Here is an 18,883-nt window from a genome sequence, read left to right as displayed (position 1 = left end):
CCCTCGGCCGTCGAGCCGAGGGGCGGGCACCCGGGTGACCTCCACGCGAACCACCTCACGGCGCGGGCCCCGTCGCGTGCCTGGTTGTGGTGCGGGTTCAGAGGCCCAGCGCGCCCACGACCAGAGCGGTCACGGCGTCGCGGTGGTCATGGCTGTCCTGCCACCGCAGTGCGCGTCCGGCCTCGACCGCCACACCGAACCCCGCGTGCACCAACGCCCGGGCCTGGCGCGGATCCAGCTCGGGGCGGGCCAGTCGCAGCTGCTCCTCCCAGACGGCGATGTGTTCACGCTGCGCGAGGACCACAGGCCGCCGCAGGTCGGCCGGCAGGCCAGCGACCTCGGCTTCGGCGACGCTGTTGAGCGCGGTGTACTCGAAGCTGTAGGCCACGTACGTCGTCGCCAGCGCGACGATGGCGTCGTGCGGGCCGGACACCTCGTGAAGACTCCGGTCCACCCCCTGGGCCAGAAGCCCCGCTGCCTGAAGGCACGCCGCCGCCAGGATGTCGACCTTGCCGGGGTAGTGGCGGTAGAGCGCCGACGGGGCCAGCCCCACCGCCTCGGCGATCTGTCCGTTCGTGACGCTGGCGAACCCGTCCCGTGCGAACAGCGGGACGGCGGCCGAGAGGATCTCCGCGCGTCGCGTGCGCGGTACCGGCCGGGCGGGCAATTCGACGGCGGGCGCGCCGCTCCGGGATGCCGCGGGATCGGTCGCGGCCACGCGCAGCGCGGACGCCAGCAGCAGTTCGTCGGCCCGCCGTTGAGCGATCGAGGTGTGATGCATCGCGATGGACCCGATCGCACCGAGGGCCGCCGCGGCCCGCAGGCGCTCGTCGGGCAGCGGGTACTCGCGCTGCACCGCCTCGTCGACCCGCCCCACGACGTGCCCGAACTTCGCCGTGAGACGGCGGCGGTCCTCGCTGTTGAGGTACCGGGCCTCCCACCGGTACACGCCGCCCGATGCGCGATGTGCGACGGTGACCCGGGTGACGGCGGTGAGCACATCCGCCAGGCCCGCCCCGGACGGCACCTCGTCGAGCGAGGCGACCAGCCGGTCCGCCATGAGGTCGGCGCACTCCGCGAACAGCGCGTACTTATTGGGGAAGTGCCGGTACAGAGCCGCCGCGCTGATACCCACGCCGGCGGCGATCTGCTCCATGGACGCCGCGTGGTAGCCGCGCTCGCTGAAGACTCGGCCGGCCGCCTCGACGATGAGCTGCTTACGGTTGCGGGGCCGAGTGGCCGCGGCCGGATCGGCGCTCACGGCCGAACGGGCGGGTGCGGTGACGGGGCCATGCGGATCAGTCAATCACACGTCGCCCGAGGGGCTCAGGCACCTTCGGCGCGGACCGTGCGGAACGCGGATTCCGGCTCACTTCCCAGGTGACGGTGCCCGGCCGGCACCGTCACATCAGCCTCTCCCCGCCGCCGGTGCCCCCTGTGCACCGGCGGCCCCGTTCACACCGGCGGATGGCTGACGAGGAGATCGTCGGAGGTCGCGACGAGCAGCCTCCCCGCGTACGAGGCGAGAGCCCTGGCCGCGGGGAAGGGGCTGCCGGGGGTGAAGGGAACGTCGGTGGTGACCGGCGGACGCGAGAGCAGTCCGTCCGGACCGACCGCGTACAGACGGGCGTTGAGCACGGTGAGCAGGACTGCCTTTCCCGCCGGTCCCACCGCTGTCCACGGCGCCTCGGGGTGCAGGGCAGGCCGCTGGTGCAGGGTGTCGTCGTGCGGGGTCACCGCGAAGAGCGTGTTGTCGCACATCGCCAGAGCGGTCGTCCCGGCCGGGACCTTTCCCGCCGGGGTCCAGGGAGCCGGCCCGGGCACCGGGGCGCGCACGAGCAGTTGGTCGTCCGCTCCGACAGCGAGCACGGCCAGCGGCACGGGCCGGCACGCCTCGCGCGGGGCTGTCAGACACCGGATCTCCGGCGCAGGACCCGGCGCGGGCGGGCAGGGGACCCAGGGCAGGTTCTGGTCGGACGGCTCGCGGTGGAGCAGGGTCCTGCCGTCCTCGGCCACGGCGAAGAGCAGGCCCTCACAGGCGGCGAGCGCCCGCAGACGCGGCGCCGGCCCGACGGTGTGCCAGGAGGGGCGGGGAGCAGTGCCGCCGAGACGGTCGAGGACGTTGCGGGTGATGCGGTCCACGACCGGATCGGACAGTGCCCGGCCCCAGTTGATCGTGGCCGTGTTGAAGACCGTGCCGGCGCCCATGCGGAAGACGCCCATGGTGGCCCAGCCGCCCTGCCCGTACGCACGCCAGTGCCGCAGGTCCGCTGTGGCGAGGACGGCGAAGGAGCGCGGGGTGCCGTCACGCCCGGTGGCCCGGGGCACGCCGGCCGACCAGTCGAGTTCGGCGGCGTCCGTCTCGTACCCGAGCGCGCCCCGGGCGAACGCGTCGCCGTCGGCGAGGCCGGTGCCCTCGAAGACCCAGTGGCCGGCGAACCGCACCGTAAAGGATTCGCGTCCAATCACGGCCATGCCCTCGCCCCACGCGCCGGCGCCGTTGCGGAAGCTGACCCCGGTCATGGAGTTCTCGGGACGGTCGACGGGCGAACTGGACCACTCGACGGTGGCGAGGCGCGGGTCCACGGCGGTGACGGGGTCGGCGGCGGCGTCACGGTGACAGACCATCGTGCGGCCCTCGTCCTCCAGGCGCATCTGCCACCAGGCGGTGTTACCCGCGAAGACCGCCAGATTGCCGCCCTTGCGGACGAAGGTCTCGACGCTGTCGCGCATCCCGGCCGACCAGTACTCGTCGTGCCCGTTGATGACCAGCAACCGGTAGGCGGACAGGAGTTCGTCGCCCTCGTGCAGATCGAGGCCGGAGCAGAACTCGACCGGGTACCCGGCTCGCGGGAGCCAGCGCAGCAGAGGCTCCTCCCAGCGCTCGGGCGGCGGCCCGCCCCCCGGGTCGGTGAGGGACACCCGTGCGGCGCGGCCCGGCTCCTCCGCGTAGTAGATGCTGCGGCCCGGCTGTCCCGCACGGTGGTAGGCACGCCAGGTGGCGAAGGGAACGGAGACGAGCACGGAGGAGGTCGCAGCGGGCCGTGCCGCGCGGACGACGAACCACACTTCATGCTCGGCGTCGCGCTCCGGCTCCGGTGTCTCGGGGCGGTCGTCGTGGAAGCGGGCCACGTACAGGGAACTGGGCCAGTCGGGCGGGACGTCGAGGGTCCACCCAGTCCCGTGAACGGGTACGCGCGTCATCGCCCGCTCGGCGACGACGTCGGTGACGACGACGTGACCGGTCAGCGGGCCGCCGTCGCCGGCGGTCACGCCGAAACGCATGCTCCCGCCCTGGACGCAGGAGGTCTTCTCCGCACGGGCCAGCGGCCGCGCGACGAGGCCCCCGCTCATCTGCCGGAGCCTTCCACGGCGAGGAGTCCGGGCAGCGCCGACAGCCGGGGCGGGTCTCCGGCCGACGAGGACACGACGACCTCCTCGATGGCGCGAAGGTGGGCGTGGATGGCGGTCGGCGGCAGGTAGGCCGTGTCGGCGGTGAGGGTGACGGTGAGCGCGCTGTCGTCCCCGCTCACGTGCAGGCAGTACCGGCAGGCGACACGGTCCTGCGTCGAGGGGAAGTCGAGCACGCTCCGGCCGCGGAGCGCGGCAAGTTCGTCAGGGTGCGGGGCCGTACGGGGTGTTGCGGGCCGCTCCGCCAGCCGCATGTCGTTGAAGCAGCAGTACGGGTGCACCTGCGCACCCCGCTCCAGGGCAGCCTGCTCCAGCAGGGCGTCCCAGTCGACGGGATCGTAGGCGGCCGCACGGTACCCGGCGAGCGCGGCCGGCCAGGCACCCGCCAGCAGGCCGGTGAAATCGGCGTCCGGACCCGGGACATCGTCCATACGCAGCACGAACAGCGCGTCCTGCGACAGCGTGCTGACCAGGGTGCGGTGGCCCTGCGCCGCGCGATTGCCCGCGATCGGCATGACCGCAGCCACGGCGTGCCCCTGGTCGGCGGCGACCAGAGCGGCCGAAGCGGTGAGGAGCACGGTCGAGCCGCTGACCCGATGGGCGGAGGCCAGCGCCTCGACGGCCCGGGGGAGCGCGGCGGAGACCAGACGGCCCGTCCAGAAGCGGGGCGTGCGCGGCGTCGCGACCGGAACGGGGAACATCGTCGGCGGGGCCTGCCGCAGACCGTTCTCCCAATGGGCGAGTGCGGCCCTGCCGGAGCGGCGGCCGGCCGGCGAGGCCTGATGCCGTGCCAGGTCCAGAGGGGTCTCGGCGCAGGAGGGACCGGCCGACCCGCGGCGGGCCAGCAGCCGCAGATCGCGGACGAGGACCTCGGCGCCGTGCCCGTCGGTGGCCAGATGGCACAGCGCCAGCACGACGTGGGTGACCCGGCCTTCGTGGCGGACGGCGCCGAAGCGTACGGGCCACTCCCGCGCGTAGTCGAAACGGCGCGAGGAGAGGGACGACAGGAGGTTCTCGGCGGCGGCCCCGCAGTCGGCCGGGTCGGGCTCGTCGTGGACGCGGACCTCCACCAGCCCTTCGGCACACAGCTGTTGGCGGGGTGCCCCGTCGTCACCGGCCACGATCCGGGTGCGCAGCGCTTCGTGGCGGACGAGGAGCGCGGCGAGCGCGCCGGCCAGCCGGGGCAGGTCGACGGGCGCGCCCCGGTCGGCGAGGGGCAGGACTCGGCCGATGTTGAAGTAGTGATCGTTGGGCGCGGTGCGGCCGATCGCGTGCCATATCGCGCGCTGGCCCCAGGTGAGCGGGGCGTCGCCGGACCGGCCGCCCGTGAACGTGACCGTCGTCGTCGTGTCCGCCGGGTTCCGACCGGGATCCGGTGCCGTCACCGCGGCCGTGGCGGCGTCCGAGGCCACCGTGACGGGGACCAGCGCGTCCGGGGCCGCCGCCGTCATGGGGTGCCCTCCGCGGCCAGAGCCCGCACGCGGGCGGTGAGCCCGGCGAGTCCCTCGGTGTACAGCGCCCGGTCGCCGAGGTCGATGAGCACGCCGTACTCGGTCTCCAGGCTGTCGGCCAGCCGCAGCAGGGAGAGCGAGCTGACGCCGAGAGCGGCGAGCGGCTCGGCGGAGTCGACGATCTCGACGGCGGCCACCTGGCCGTCCGTGGCCCGTTCGACGAGCTGGGCCAGGCGGTCGCGGGTCGGGACGGGCGCGTTCACCGGGTGCCGCCCGCCCGGCGGGCGGCCTCGTCGGCCAGACGGCGGCGCAGGCTGAGCGGCCGGATGTCCGGCCACACCTGGTCGACGTGCGCGACGCACTCCTCCTCGGTGCCGCTGAAGCCCTCGGCCCGCCAGCCTGCGGGCAGCGGCGTGCCGTCCTGCCAGAGGGCGTGCTGCTCCTCGTCGTTGACGGCCACGAGGTAGCGGGTCGGATCGCTCATGGGGCTACTCCTTGCACAGTGCGGTGACAGCGGCGGTGACGCCGTGCACGGTAGGGGTGTCGAAGAAGACGTCGAGAGGGACGTCCACGCCGAGGTTCTGGTGGATGCGGGCGGCGATGGCGGTGATGGTCAGCGAATGGCCGCCGAGATCGAAGAGGTCCTCGTCCGGCCCGAGGTCGTCCAGGGCCAGGACCTCGCGCCAGATGGCGAGCACCGCGCCGGTGGTGGGATCGAGGCCACCGTCCGTGGAGCCCTTTGCGGGTCTGCTCCGGTCCGGGACCGGCTCCGGGAGCGCGGCCCGGTCCAGCTTGCCGTTGGGCGTCAGCGGGAAGGCGTCCAGCACGGTGTACGTGCCGGGCACCGCGGCCGCGGGGAGCGTGGCGGACAGGTGGGCGTGCAGCTCCTCCGCGGTGGGCGCCGGGCCGGCGGGGACGACATAGGCGCTCAGCCGGCGGTCGCCGTCCGTACCGTGCACCGCCGCGGCGGCCTGGGCCACCGAGGGATGCGAGGCCAGCCGCGCCTCGATCTCGCCCAGCTCGATCCGGTGGCCGCGCAGTTTGACCTGGGTGTCGGAGCGGCCGAGGTAGACGAGACCACCACCGGGCAGGCGCCGGACGAGGTCGCCGGTGCGGTAGATGCGCGATCCCGGCGGGCCGTACGGATCGGGAAGGAAACGCGCGGCCGTCAGGCCCGGGCGGTGCCGGTACCCGTGGGCCAGCCCCGCGCCGCCGAGGCAGAGCTCACCCGGCAGTCCGTACGGGACGGGGCGCAGCCGCTCGTCGAGGACGTAGGCGCGGGTGTTGGCGAGCGGTTCACCGATGAGGACGTCCCCGTCGTCGGTCACGGCGGGTTCCGCGAGGGAGGACCAGATGGTCGTCTCGGTCGGGCCGTAGACGTTCACGAGCCGCTTGCTCACCGCGGCCAGTTCCGCGGCGAGGGACGGGGGCAGCGCCTCGCCGCCCGTGAGCGCCGTGAGCCCGGCCGCCGCGCCGGTGAGGCCCGCGTCGAGAAGCAGCCGCCATCCGCTGGGAGTGGCCTGGACGTGGGTGATCCCCTCGCCGCGGATGAGGCCGAGGAGCGCGGGGCCGTCGCGGTGACCGCCCTCCGGAACGAGGACGACGCGTCCTCCGGTGACCAGGGGCAGAAGCAGTTCGACGGCGGAGATGTCGAAGGACAGAGAGGTGAGACCGAGCCAGCGGTCCTCGGGGCCGGAGCCCAGATGGTCGCGCAGCGCCCCCAGGACGTTGGCGAGTGCGGAGTGGGGCACCTCCACACCCTTGGGACGCCCGGTGGACCCGGAGGTGTAGAGCACGTAGGCGGGATGGGCGGGCGTCGGCCCAGGGGGCGGAGCCGGGGTGTCCGTGCCCTCCGGCGCGAGATCGGCCGGTACGAGATCGCCGGGGCTGTCCGGGCGCGCGGTGATCCGGAGCGCGAGACGGGAGTCGGACCGGATGAAGGCCAGCCGCTCGGCCGGGTATCCGGGGTCGAGGGGCAGGTAGGCGGCCCCGCAGGCCAGGGTGGCGAGGACGGCGACCAGCTGCTCGCGCCCGCGGGGCAGGCCGATGCCGATGAGGGTGTCCGGGCCCGCGCCGTGGCGGCGCAGCGCGGCGGCCGCGTGTGCGACGAGACCGGAGAGCTCGCGGTACGTCAGTGCCTCGTCGCCGCAGACGACGGCGACCGCGTCGGGGTGGGCCGCCACCGCGCGGGCGAACAGCGCGGGCACGGTGCACAGCGCGAGTTCGGGCCGGGGGGCCGGTGCGGCGAGCTGGTCCGCCCGTTCCCGGGACGTCAGCAGGGGCAGGTCGCCGACCGGTGTGCCGGGGTCGGCCAGTACGCCGTCGAGGAGCGTCCTCCAGTGTCCGGCGATGCTCCGTGCCGATTCGGCGGTGAGGGCGTCGGCCCGGTACTGCAGGCTCGCGTCGATCTCGGATCCGGAGTCGACGAGCTGGAGGTGGAGCAGGTTGCGCGCGGTGCCGCAGAAGCCGGTCCAGTCGACCTCGGCGCGCACTTTGTCGCCGAAGGCGGGCAGCTCCCCGGCCGGGCGGCGCCGGTAGCTGAGGGAGAGGGGGGTGAGCGCGGTGCGAGGGGTCAGGCCGCGCACGGAGCGGCCCAGTGGGACGGCCCGGTGCCGGTACAGGGCGCGCAGTTCGGCGCGGACGGTCTGCGACCAGGTGGCGAACGGCACTTCGGGGACCGCGGTGCTGAAGAGGGGCAGCTCATTGACGGCCAGCCCCACACCGACCGCCTCGCCCCGCGGGCGCAGCGACAGTTCGACGGCCGTGACCGGGGCGGGGTCGCCGTAGCGGGCGAGCAGCGCGTGCCAGGACGCGGTGAGGAGCTCGAAGCGGGTCAGCCCGAGCCGGCGCGCCGTCGTGTCCAGGCGAGCGGTCCGCCCGGGGCCGAAGGCCAGCGGGACCTCGGCGCCCGGCGCGGGAGCGGTGCCGGGGGTGCGGGAGGGCACGAGGCCCGGCAGCGTGGGCGCGGCCGGCTCCCGCCAACGGGCGGCCCAGTACGCCTCCGCGCCCGTGAGGGCATCGGGGGAGGGCTCCACCGCAGGGAGCGGGGCGACCGGAGCGAGCGCACCACTCCGGAATGCGTCCGCCAGGTCGCTGATCAGCCGGTCCTTGGACTCGCCGTCGAAGACGAGGTGATGGACGGTCAGGAGCAGGACGTGCCGTACCGGGGACAGCTGGAAGAGGACGAAGCGGTGCAGCGGCCCGAGGGCGAGGTCGAAGGGGAGAGCCCGTTCCCGGGCGAGGAGGGTGTCCAGTTCACCGGGGGAGCAGTCGACGACGCGCGGACGGGACTGTTCCGTGCCGGCCCGAGGCGCGCCGTCGGCACCGAACACCGTGGTGAGGGCCGGGTGTCGGGCCGCGACGGCGGAGCAGGCCCGGACCATGGCCTCGGCGTCGACGGGGCCGTCGAGGTCCACTGTCACGGTGAGGTGATAGGCGGCGGCGGTGTCCAGGGTGCGCTCGGTGAGCCAGACGCCGTGCTGGGCGGGGCTGAGGATCGCGTTCACAGGGTGACCTCGGGGTGGTCGTGGGCGAGGAGCCGGCGCAGATCGCGTTTGAGGACCTTGCCGGCCTCGTTACGGGGCAGCGCGTCGCGGAACAGCACGGTGGCGGGCAGTTCGTGGACGGCCAGGTGATCGAGCAGGAAGGTCCGCAGGGCGGCCGCCGTCAGACCGGCGTCGGACACGACCACGGCGGCGACGACGCTGCCGAGCACGGGATGCGGAACTCCGACGGCGGCGGCGTCGCGCACCTGCGGATGGGAGTGCAGGGCGTTCTCGATCTGGAGGGTGGAGACCTTGTGGGCGCCCGACTTGACGACGTCACGCTCCCGGTCGAGCAGGTGGAGGAAGCCGTCCTCGTCGATGCGGCCGAGGTCGCCCATGCGTACCCAGCGTCCCTGGAAGACCTCGCCGTCCCTCTCGCCCATGTACGCCCGCGGGGCCGCGGGAGAACGCAGCCACAGTTCGCCCGGCCGGCCCGCCGGGACCGGGAGGCCCTCGGGCGTGGTCACGCGCAGATCGGCCAGGGAGGCGGGCCGGCCGGGGGAGGTGGGACGGGCCGGATCGAACAGCAGGGTGATCTGCGCGGGCGCCGCCTCGGTGGAGGTGTAGTAGTTGACGATCTGGGCCTTGGGGAAGGCCCGGCCGAGTCCGAGCGCGACCGGCTGGGGCAGGGCGGCGGCCGTGGATCCGACGAGGCGCACCGAGTCGAGCGCGCCCGACGCGGTGGCGTCCGCGAGGGCCGGTGACGCCAGCAGCTCGATCGCCATGGCGGGGACGAGGAACACGCTCCCGACGTCGTGCTCGGACAGGAGCCGGAGGAAGCGGGCCGGGGTGAACTGCGGAGCGGTGACACACGTGGCGTGCGCGTTGAGCGCGTTGACCAGCATCGTCTGTCCGGCGTTCGTGCCGACGGGAAAGGCGTGCAGGAAGGCGGAGGAGTGGCGCAGCGGCCGGCGGCGCTCGTCCAGCGTGCACCCGTGAGCCAGGTTGGCGTGGCGCGCGCCGACGGCCTTGGGGGTCCCGGTGGTGCCGGAGGTGTAGAGGATCTGGGCGAGGTCACCGGGTACGGGGTCGGGCAGGTCCGGCACCGCGGGGTGGCCGTCGGCGTCGGATTCTGTCAACACGGTCGTCCCGGGCGGGACTCCGGCCGGGAGGTCCGGCCCGCCGTGCAGCAGGAAACGGGCCTCCGCGTCGGCGAGGACGTACTCCGTGGCGGTGGGCGCGGACCGGTCGGACAGCGGGACCGCCACCCCGCCGGCGCGCAGCACCGCGAGGAACGCGACGGCGAACTCCGTCCACCGGCCCGTGCCGTGGTGCAGCACGACACGGTCGCCCGGCCGCAGCCCGGCGGAGCGCAGCGCGGAGGCGTACGCACCCGAACGGGCCTGCCAGGAAGCGAAGTCGAGCCGTTCGCGGCCGGTGACGAGGGCCGTGCGGTCGCCGTGCGCGGCGGCACGGTGGGCGAGCAGGGCGGGCAGGGTGGCGACCGGTTCTGTCACGTCCGGCTCTCCTTCGCACGGCGGGCGGAGGCGATGCGGGCACGCTCGCGCAGCCCGACCAGGTCGTCGGGCTCGGCCTCGGGGACGTCCCGGTCGAAGCGGGCCAGCACGGGAAGGCGCAGGCCGAGTGCGACCATGCCGAGCATGGCGCACCCGAACAGGACGTACATCAGGGCGATGCCGCGCCCGGGGCCGGTGCCGATCAGGGGGCCGAAGACGGGGGCGAGCGCCCCTCCGGGCTCCATCAGCGGTCCCAGCAGCGAGGAGCCCAGCGGTGCGATGACCCCGTGGCCCAACGGCAGGGTGGACCAGGCGACCAGGGTGTTCAGGGCGAAGACACGGCCGTGGAAGCGCTGGGGCACCTTGACCTGGACGATGGTGGAGTAGACGCCGTTGACGAGGGACAGCGCGAAGGACATGCCGAACGCTCCGGCGGCGATCACCCAGAGACTGGCGTGCAGCCCGGTGACGGCTCCGGCCAGGGCCAGGAGCGCCGCGATGCCGAGCATGCCCCGCAGCCGGTGCCGGCGCGGTCCGCCCCAGAAGCCCATGACGATCCCTCCCAGGATCGCTCCGGCGCCGCCCGCGACGGCGACCCGCGCCGCGCCCTGGAGGTCGTCGAAGGCGAGGACCAGCGGCGTGATGAGCAGGAAGAGGGGCGAGAGGAAGATGTTGAGGCCCGCGAACCACAGGAGCATGGCCCGGAAACCCCGGTTGCGCCATGAGTGCGTGAAGCCGTGCCGGATCTCGGACACGAGGGACTCGCGCCGCGTCCACGGCAGGGTCCGGGGGAACTTCACCGCGAGCAGCACGCCGATCGCCAGCACGTAGCTGACCACGTCGATGACGAGGATGCCGCCGAGACCGATCGCCGCCATGAGCGCCACAGCCACCAGCGGAACAACGAACTGGGCTGTTCCGAAAGCGAGTTGAACGATCCCGTTGGCGTGACCGAGGTACTGCTTCGGCACGAGCTGCGGGACCGCGGACGCGTAGGCGAGCCGTTGGAACGTCAGGGCGACGGAGAGTACGCCGAGCAGCACGTACACCTCCCAGGAGTGCAGGTTTCCGGTGACGAGCAGAGCGAGGAGACCGGCCTGGGTGGTGCACGCCGCGATATCGCCGGCGAGGAGCACCGTGCGCCGGTTCATCCGGTCGACGAGGGCTCCCGCGAGCGGGCCGACGAGGATGCCGGGGACCATGGCGACGACTGCGTACAGCGCGTACCGGGTGAGGGATCCGGTGTTGAGGAGGATCCAGATCGGCAGGGCGAACTCGGTCAGTGCCGAGCCGGTGATCGAGAAGAGCTGCCCGACCGCGACCAGGAGGAACCGGCGCATGCTGGGTTCGGGCCCGGCGGCGGACTCCGTGCCCTCGAGGGGTGGGGCGGAGGGCTGTTCGTCCGCCTGTGTGCCGTCGGCCGCCGCGACGGGGCCGGTGTCGCCGTGGAACCACCACGAGTGGAGCGGATCGTGGGCGGGGAGCTCTTCGGTCAGCCCGTCGCGGACCGCGAGGTGCACCGTGGTGACCGCGTCGGCGACCTCGACGGCCCGGTACTTGAGGAAAAAGTGACCTCCCTGGTCGAGCACGGCCACGGCGGAGCGTTCGGCCAGCAGCAGCCACTCGCGGTAGCGCTCCTGGTAGAAGTCGGCGGCCGGGTCCTGGTCGCCGATCAGGCAGACGAGCGGGGCGCGCAGCCGCGGTGCGCCGGCGGCGACGTCGGCGATGGCGCGGGTGAAGTAGTCCTCGGCGGCCTGGGTGTCACGGCGCATGTTGCCGATGATGAAAGCCGCCTGCTCCTTGTCGAGGTCGGAGGTGTTCACGCCGAGCCCGATGAGCCAGTTCGCGTACACCCGGTCGCCGAGCAGGGGTTCGAGGGAGGCGACGCGGCTGAGTGCGTTGAGGACACGGCTGCGCGGCCGGGCGAACGGGAACTGGGCTCCGGCGTAGACGGCCTCCAGCGGATGGCCGGTCGCCTCCAGCAGCCGGGACACGGCGATCGCCAGCGCCGTACCGACGGCGCAGTGGCCGTAGACGACGACGGGTCCCTCCGTCCGCTCCCGCACCTCGCCCGCGATGCGTTCGGCGAGTTCGTCGAACGGTACGGACTCCTCGGTGACGCCGACGTCGTGGCCCGGCACGGCGACGGCCCACAGTTCGACGTCGGAGGGCAGTGCGTCGGCGACGGGCTGGTAGACGACAGGGCTGCCGCCGCCGTAGGGGACGCAGACGAAGGTGCGGGTACGGCGGGCTGCGGAGACCGGCGGGGTGAGCCGGTGCAGCAGCGGCCGCGGAGTGTCGTCGTGCTCGTCCCTGGCGGCGACGGCGGCCAGGTCGCGGATCGTGCGGTGGGTGAAGAGGTCCATGACGCTGACAGGCTGCGCGCCCGCCTCGGTGAGCCGGCCGCGGGCCCTGGCGACGACCTGGGTGGCGAGGAGCGAGTGACCGCCGAGGTCGAAGAAGTCCTCGTCCGTTCCGACTTCCGTCAGGCCGAGCACCTCGTTCCAGATCTCGGCGAGCAGGAGCTCCGTCGTGGTGGCCGGCCGGGTCGCGCCGGTCGCGCGCCTCATCTGGGGAGCGGGCAGCGCGCGGCGGTCGAGCTTCCCGTTGGGGGTGAGCGGCAGGGAGGGGACGACGGCCACCACGGCGGGGACCTGATGGTCGGGAAGCAGCCTCTTGAGCGCGGTACGGAGCCGTGCGGGGTCGGGCTCGTCGGAGCCGGTGGCGGGCACGACGTACCCGACCAGGCGCTTGTCGCCGGGACGGTCCTCGCGCAGGACGACGGCCGCGTCGGCGACACCGGGCTGGGCGCGCAGCGCGGCCTCGGTCTCGCCGGGCTCGATCCGCAGCCCGCGCAGCTTGATCTGCTGGTCGATGCGGCCGAGGTGCTGGAGAGCGCCGTCCGGGCGGCGGCGGGCCAGGTCTCCGGTGCGGTAGAGGCGGGAGCCCGGCGGGCCGTACGGGTCGGGCACGAAGCGGGCCGCGGTCAGGCCAGGCCGGCGGTGGTAGCCGAGGGCGACGGCGGTGCCGCCGATGTGGAGTTCGCCGGGAGCGCCGGGCGGTACGGGGCGCAGAGCGGCGTCCAGTACGTACAGCCTCGTGTTGTCGATCGGGAGTCCGATCGGCACCGTCTCCAGGGGGCCTGAGCACTCCCACGAGGAGACGTCGACGGCGGCCTCCGTGGGCCCGTACAGATTGGCGACGGAGCAGTGCGGCAGCCGGCCGGTCAGCTCGCGGGCGGCATCGGGCGGCAGGGCCTCTCCGCTGCTGATCACGCGGCGCAGCGCCGTACACCGCTCGATGCCCTCCTCGGCCAGGAACACCGTCAGCATGGCGGGCACGAAGTGGGCGACGGTGACGCCGGCGGAGGCGATGAGGTCGCGCAGATAGCCGCTGTCCTTCTGGCCGCCGGGCTTGGCGAGAACGATGCGCGCACCGGTGGCCAGGGGCCAGAAGAACTCCCAGACCGATACGTCGAAGCCGACGGGGGTCTTCTGCAGGACGGCGTCGTCGGGCCCGAGGCGGTAGGTGTCCTGCATCCACTGGATGCGGTTGGCGATCGCCCGGTGGGTGTTCGGGACGCCCTTCGGGCGGCCGGTGGAGCCGGAGGTGTAGATGAGGTACGCGGTGTCGTCGGGGCACGGTCCCGCCGGCCCGCGGCGCGACCTGGGCGGCTCCGCGGGATCGTCCAGCAGCATGACCTGCGCGGTGCAGCCGTGCGGTGTGGGCAGTCCGCGCTGGGTGAGCAGGACGGGGGCGTCGCTGTCGGCGAGGAGGAAGGAGAGCCGTTCGGCGGGGTAGCCGGGTTCCAGCGGGGTGTAGCCCGCACCGGTGCGCAGGATGCCGAGCAGACCGGCGACGAGTTCGGGTGAGCGTTCGGAGCAGATGGCCACGAGGCTGCCCGGGCCGACCCCCTCGGCGGCCAGGCGCGCGGCGATCCGGTCGGCCTGCGCGTCGAGCTGCCGGTAGGTGAGGGCCGCCCTGCCTTCGACGGCCACGGCGACCGCGTCGGGAGTGCGGGCGATCTGCTCGGCGACGAGGGCGGTGAGGGTGGTGGGCGCACGGTCCAGCGCGGTGTCGTTGAACCGGAGCGTCTCGAAGTCGTGTTCGTCCGGGGTGCGTCCGGCGAGGCCGGACAGCGGGGTCTCCGGGGCTGCCGCGACGGCCTGGAGGAGCCTGCCGAGGTGGTCGGCGAGGCGCGCGATGTCGGCGACGTCGAACAGGTCGGTGTTGAAATTGAAGGAGCCGTGCAGCCCGTCGGGCCACTCCTGGAGGAAGAGTTCGAGGTCGAAGCGGGTGCCGCTGGCCCGCACGCCGAACGGTTCGGCCGTCAGGGGGCCGTCCGATGGGGCGTCGCGCTGGGTGGCGTAGTTCTGTACGGCCAGGACGGCCTGGAAGACGGGCGGCCGCGACACGTCCCGGGAGACCTTGAGCTCGCTCACCAGCTGCGCGAACGGCAGGTCCTGGTGGGCGTAGGCGTCGAGGCAGGTCTCGCGGGTGCGGCGCAGGAACTCGGCGAACGAGGGGTCGCCCTCCAGACGGGCCGGAAGGGCGATGACGTTCACGAACATGCCGACCAGAGGCTCGAGTTCCGGTTCGGGCCGTCCGGCGACGGGGGAGCCGACCGCGAAGTCCGTCCGACCGCTGTAGCGGGACAGGAGGACCTGGAAGGCGGCCAGGAGGACCATGTGGACGGTCGCGTCGTGCTGCCGCCCGAGCAGCGTGAGCCGGTCGAGGAGGGCGCGGTCGACGGCGAACGCGTGCCCGGCGCCCTCGAAGGTCTGACGGGGAGGGCGGGGGCGGGAGAAGGCGAGCTCCAGCGGCTCGATCCCGGCGAGCTCACCGGTCCAGTGGGCGATTTCGGCAGCGAGCCGCTCGCCGCTGAGCTGCTCGCGCTGCCACAGGGCGAAGTCCCCGTACTGCACGACCAGTTCGGGGAGCGGGTCGGGCTCTCCCGCGACGCGTGCGGCGTAGCCGCGCAGCACCTCACCCAGCAGGACCTCGCTTGACCAGCCGTCGCTGACGCTGTGATGGACCACCAGGAGCAGCACGTGGTCGTCGTCGGCGAGCCGGATGAGGAGCGCGCGCAGCAGAGGCCCCTCCTCCAGGTCGAAGGGCACGGCCGACGACTCGTCGACGAGGCGCTCGGCCTCGGACAGGCAGGCGGCTTCGGCCTGGGTGAGGTCGGCCGGCCCGGGCGGGTCGATGACCAGCAGCGGGCGCCCGTCCTCGGTGGCCGGGTACCGCGAGCGCAGCGTCTCGTGCCGGGCCACGCTCGCGTCCAGAGCGGCGCGGAGAGCGCCGGCGTCCATCGGGCCGCGGAGCCGGCGGACCACCGGAATGTTGTACGCGGCGGTCCCCGGAGCGAACTGCTCCATGAACCAGAGCCGTTCCTGGGCGAACGACAGCGGGACGGGCGTGCCGGGATCCCGCCGGGGCACGGTCGCGCGGGTGGCGGCCCGCGAGGCCAGCCGGCGGCGCAGCAGCTCCTTCTTGGCGGCCGAGAGGCGGGTCGCAGCGGGTTCTGCCGGATTGGTGGTGTCGGCGCTCATGAGACGGGCCGGCTTCCTTCCAGTGCGTCCTGCGCGGCGAGGAGTTCTTCGGCCGCCGTGTCCGACAGGGCGTCGATCTCGGCGGTCAGGGCTGCTTCCACGGCCTCGGCGAAGGCCGCGACCGTGCGATGGGTGAACAGGGTGCGCAGGGGGACGGCGAGGTCGACGGCGGCGCGGATGCGGGCGACGACCCGGGTGGCCAGGAGCGAGTGGCCGCCCAGGTCGAAGAAGTCGTCGTCGGCGCCGACGGGTCCGGTGCCGAGCACCTCCCGCCATACGTCGGCCACGAGCTCCTCCGCCTCGGTCCGGGGCGGTACGTGCACGGCACGGGCGGGCGTGGCGGCCTCGGGATCCGGCAGTGCCGCCCGGTCCACCTTGCCGTTCGGGGTGAGGGGCAGTCGGTCGAGCACGACCCAGGCGTTCGGGACGAGATGCGGCGGCAGCACCGTGGACAGCTCCGCGCGCAGTCGCGTCGGATCCGGCGCGGTCGCTCCCGGCGCCGCCACGACGTGCGCGATCAGCCGGTCGTCGCGGGCCGACACCACGGCCTCGGCCACACCGGGCAGGGCGCCGAGCGCGGACTCGACCTCGCCGGGCTCGATCCGGAATCCGCGCACCTTCACCTGGCCGTCCAGGCGGCCGAGGAACTCCAGTTGCCCGTCGGCGCGACGGCGTACCCGGTCGCCCGTACGGTAGCGGCGGGCCCCGGGCGGCCCGTCCGGGTCGGGCACGAAGGACCGCGCCGTGGCGCCGGGGCGCCCCAGATACCCGTCGGAGACACCGGCCCCGCCGATCACCAGCTCACCGGGCGTGCCGGGCGGCACGGGCGTGCCGTAGCGGTCCATCACGGCGACGGTCGTCGCGCCGATGGGGCGGCCGACGGGCGGCCTGCGCAGCTCGTCGGCCGCGCCCAGCTCCGCCGTGGTGGCGATGACGGTGGTCTCCGTCGGGCCGTAGGAGTTCACCAGCCGTACGGTGTCGCCGAAACGGCCCCGCCAGACGGCGACCGCCTCGGCGCGTGCCTGGTCCGCGCCAAGGATCAGCAGGCGCAGCGAGTCCGGCCACGGGGTTTCGTCCAGGTCGGCGACGAGGTGGTGCCAGTAGGGGGTCGGAAGGTCCAGGACGGTGACACCGGCCGCGTACGGTTCGGCCAGCTGGTCGGAGAGAGCCGCTCCGGGGCGGGCCGTGACGAGGACCGCGCCCGAGGCCAGTGCCGGGAAGATCTCCTCGGCGCTGGTGTCGAAGGAGAGCGAGGCGCTGTGCAGGACGCGGTCCGCCTCGGCCAGGCCGTAGCCCTCGCGCATCCAGGCGACACGCGCGGCGAGCGCGCGGTGCGGCACGAGAACGCCCTTGGGTGTGCCGGTGGAGCCCGAGGTGTAGATGACGTACGCGGGGTCGTCGGGGCCCGCTTCGCTGTCGGGTCCGGGGAGAGGCCCCGGGGTGTCCTCGGAGCCGGTCGGCGGGGTCACGGACAGGACGGGGAGGTCGACGGTGAGACCCGCGACGGGCCCGCCGTCGGTCGTGAGCAGCAGGGACGCCCCGCTGTCCCGGAGCATGAAGTCGAGTCGTGCGGAGGGGTATTGCGGGTCCAGCGGGAGATATCCGGCGCCGATGCGCCAGGCGGCGAGCATCGCCACGACTGCCTGTGGACCACGGGGCAGACAGAGCGCGACGAGGTCTCCCCGGCGGACGCCGCCGGCCAGGAGCCGGGCAGCCAGGGCGCGGGAGGAGCCGGCGAGATCACCGCGTGTGAGGCTTTCGTCGGGACCGATGACCGCCGCTGCGCCGGGGACGAGTGCTGCCCGGTCGATCGCGGCGAGGACCGTCGGGGGGTGTGCCGGAAGAGCGGGGCCCGCGCTCTCGCCCCGCTGTACGGCCAGTTCGTGCGCGTCGAGCACGGGCAGCAGCCGCACGGGCGTGTCCGGCGCCTCCAGGGCGGCGCGCAGCAGGACCTCGAAGCGGGCGGCGATCAGGGCGGTCTGCGTCGCGTCGAGGAGATCGGTGCGGTAGCCGAAGACGGCGTGCAGGTCGTCACCGTCCGGGCGGACATCCAGGCTCAGTTCGAACTTGGCGGCCGTGTGGCCGCCGTCGCCCTCGGCGCACACGAGGTCCGCGAAGGGGTGCTCGCCGAGAGCACCGCCGCTCTGCGTGTGCACGGTGAGGAGTGTCTGGAAGACAGGCGTGCGGCCGGTGTCACGGTCCTGCCGCAGCTCCTCGGTGAGCCGTTCGAACGGTACGCGGCCGTGCGTCAGGGCACGGAGCCAGCCACCGCGGATCCGCAGCAGGACGGCGTCGAAGGACGGATCGCCGGCGAGGTCGGCGCGCAGGACCAGGGTGGAGGAGAAATAGCCGACGGTCCGCTCGCTGTCGACCGTGGTCCGCGCCGCGGTGGGTACCCCCACGCAGAAGTCGTCCTGGCCGGTGCAGCGGTGGAGAACAGCCTGATAGGCGGCGGCGATCACCATGAACGGGGTGAGGCGCCGTGAACGGGCGAAGGACTCCACCACGGCGCCCAGACCGCCTATCACCCGGGTGCAGTAGGCGCCGCCGCTGCCCGGGACCTCGGGGCGGGGGCGCTCGAGGGGGAGCTCCAACGGCGTTGCGCCGCTGAGAAGTTCACGCCAGTGGTCGAGGGCCGCGGTGGCCTCGGGCCCGTCCAGCCAGGCGCGCTCCGCGGCCGCGTGAGCCAGATAGGACGGCGGCTCCGCCGACTGGGCGGCACCGCCCACGCGGTGGGCGGAGTAGTGCGCGGCGAGTTCGGAACGCAGGAGGCCGAGAGACCAGCCGTCGGCGACGATGTGGTGCACCACGAGGCAGAACGAGTACGCGCTCTCCCCGGTACGGAACAGCGCGGCCCGCAGCAACGGCCCTTTTGCCAGATCGAAGGGGCGATTGGTGAACTCGCTGATGCGCGAGGCGATGTCCGAGTCGGAACGGCCTCGCAGATCGCGGGTGTCGAGCGGTACGGGAGACGGCGGATCGACGACGACGTACGGACGTCCGTCGACGGCGGGAAACCGGCTGCGCAGCGCCTCGTGCCGACCGGCCACCGTGTCCAGGGCGGCGCCCAGGGCCGGAGGCGAGAGCGGTCCCGTGAACCGGAGCACCAGCGGAATGTTGTAGGACGCGTCCCCCGGTTCGAACTGGTCGAGGAACCACAGACGCTCCTGCCCGACGGAGAGCACGGCCGCGGCATCAACCGCCGCCCCCGTTGCGCTCGCCGGCGCGGAGTGAGGCTGCTGGTCGGGTACGCGCATGACGCTCCTGGGGGCCGGGCCGTGGGCGGTCGGCCCGAACTGGCTTGAACCGCATACGTGTTTTCCGCATGCGAAGGGTGACGCGCGAGGGAGGAGGACACCTGCCCTGATGGGCTGTCGTGATGCCGCAGATGCTAGAGAGAGACCGAACCGTGGGTCAATGGTCTGGACCAAATTATTGGCACCGAGGGGGATGCCGGAGCATGCATC

9 protein-coding genes are annotated in these 18,883 nt (G+C 73.7%); all 9 read right to left on the bottom strand.

The window, feature by feature from the left end:
* Positions 1-97 precede the first annotated feature (97 nt).
* A complete protein-coding gene (locus ACFQ6X_RS24680) occupies positions 98-1,306 on the bottom strand; it encodes a TetR/AcrR family transcriptional regulator (RefSeq protein ID WP_383184532.1) in 1,209 nt (402 codons plus the stop codon).
* Between the two features lie 149 nt (positions 1,307-1,455).
* Positions 1,456-3,285, bottom strand: coding sequence for a N,N-dimethylformamidase beta subunit family domain-containing protein (locus ACFQ6X_RS24675; RefSeq protein ID WP_383184536.1), 1,830 nt, complete (start codon positions 3,283-3,285; stop codon positions 1,456-1,458).
* 65 nt (positions 3,286-3,350) lie between these two features.
* On the bottom strand, positions 3,351-4,862 hold the full coding sequence (locus ACFQ6X_RS24670; RefSeq protein WP_383184531.1) for a condensation domain-containing protein: 1,512 nt from the start codon (positions 4,860-4,862) through the stop codon (positions 3,351-3,353).
* On the bottom strand, positions 4,859-5,125 hold the full coding sequence (locus tag ACFQ6X_RS24665; RefSeq protein WP_383184530.1) for an acyl carrier protein: 267 nt from the start codon (positions 5,123-5,125) through the stop codon (positions 4,859-4,861). The genes ACFQ6X_RS24670 and ACFQ6X_RS24665 overlap by 4 nt, the downstream gene beginning before the upstream one ends.
* Positions 5,122-5,346: an MbtH family protein gene (locus ACFQ6X_RS24660; protein WP_383184529.1), complete on the bottom strand. Its 225-nt coding sequence runs from the start codon at positions 5,344-5,346 to the stop codon at positions 5,122-5,124. Before ACFQ6X_RS24660 ends, ACFQ6X_RS24665 begins: the two co-directional genes overlap by 4 nt.
* 4 nt (positions 5,347-5,350) lie before the next feature.
* Positions 5,351-8,368, bottom strand: coding sequence for an amino acid adenylation domain-containing protein (locus tag ACFQ6X_RS24655; RefSeq protein WP_383184528.1), 3,018 nt, complete (start codon positions 8,366-8,368; stop codon positions 5,351-5,353).
* On the bottom strand, positions 8,365-9,864 hold the full coding sequence (locus ACFQ6X_RS24650; RefSeq protein ID WP_383184527.1) for a class I adenylate-forming enzyme family protein: 1,500 nt from the start codon (positions 9,862-9,864) through the stop codon (positions 8,365-8,367). Before ACFQ6X_RS24650 ends, ACFQ6X_RS24655 begins: the two co-directional genes overlap by 4 nt.
* Entirely contained in the window at positions 9,861-15,416 is a 5,556-nt protein-coding gene (locus tag ACFQ6X_RS24645) for an amino acid adenylation domain-containing protein (RefSeq protein ID WP_383184526.1), read from the bottom strand. Before ACFQ6X_RS24645 ends, ACFQ6X_RS24650 begins: the two co-directional genes overlap by 4 nt.
* Positions 15,413-18,673 (bottom strand): amino acid adenylation domain-containing protein, encoded by a 3,261-nt coding sequence (locus tag ACFQ6X_RS24640; RefSeq protein ID WP_383184525.1) that lies wholly within the window; start codon positions 18,671-18,673, stop codon positions 15,413-15,415. The genes ACFQ6X_RS24645 and ACFQ6X_RS24640 overlap by 4 nt, the downstream gene beginning before the upstream one ends.
* Positions 18,674-18,883 lie beyond the last annotated feature (210 nt).

Origin of the sequence: Streptomyces sp. NPDC056452 (assembly GCF_042796085.1) — a bacterium.
Lineage (GTDB): Bacteria > Actinomycetota > Actinomycetes > Streptomycetales > Streptomycetaceae > Streptomyces.
This window is presented reverse-complemented; position numbering and strand designations above follow the sequence as displayed.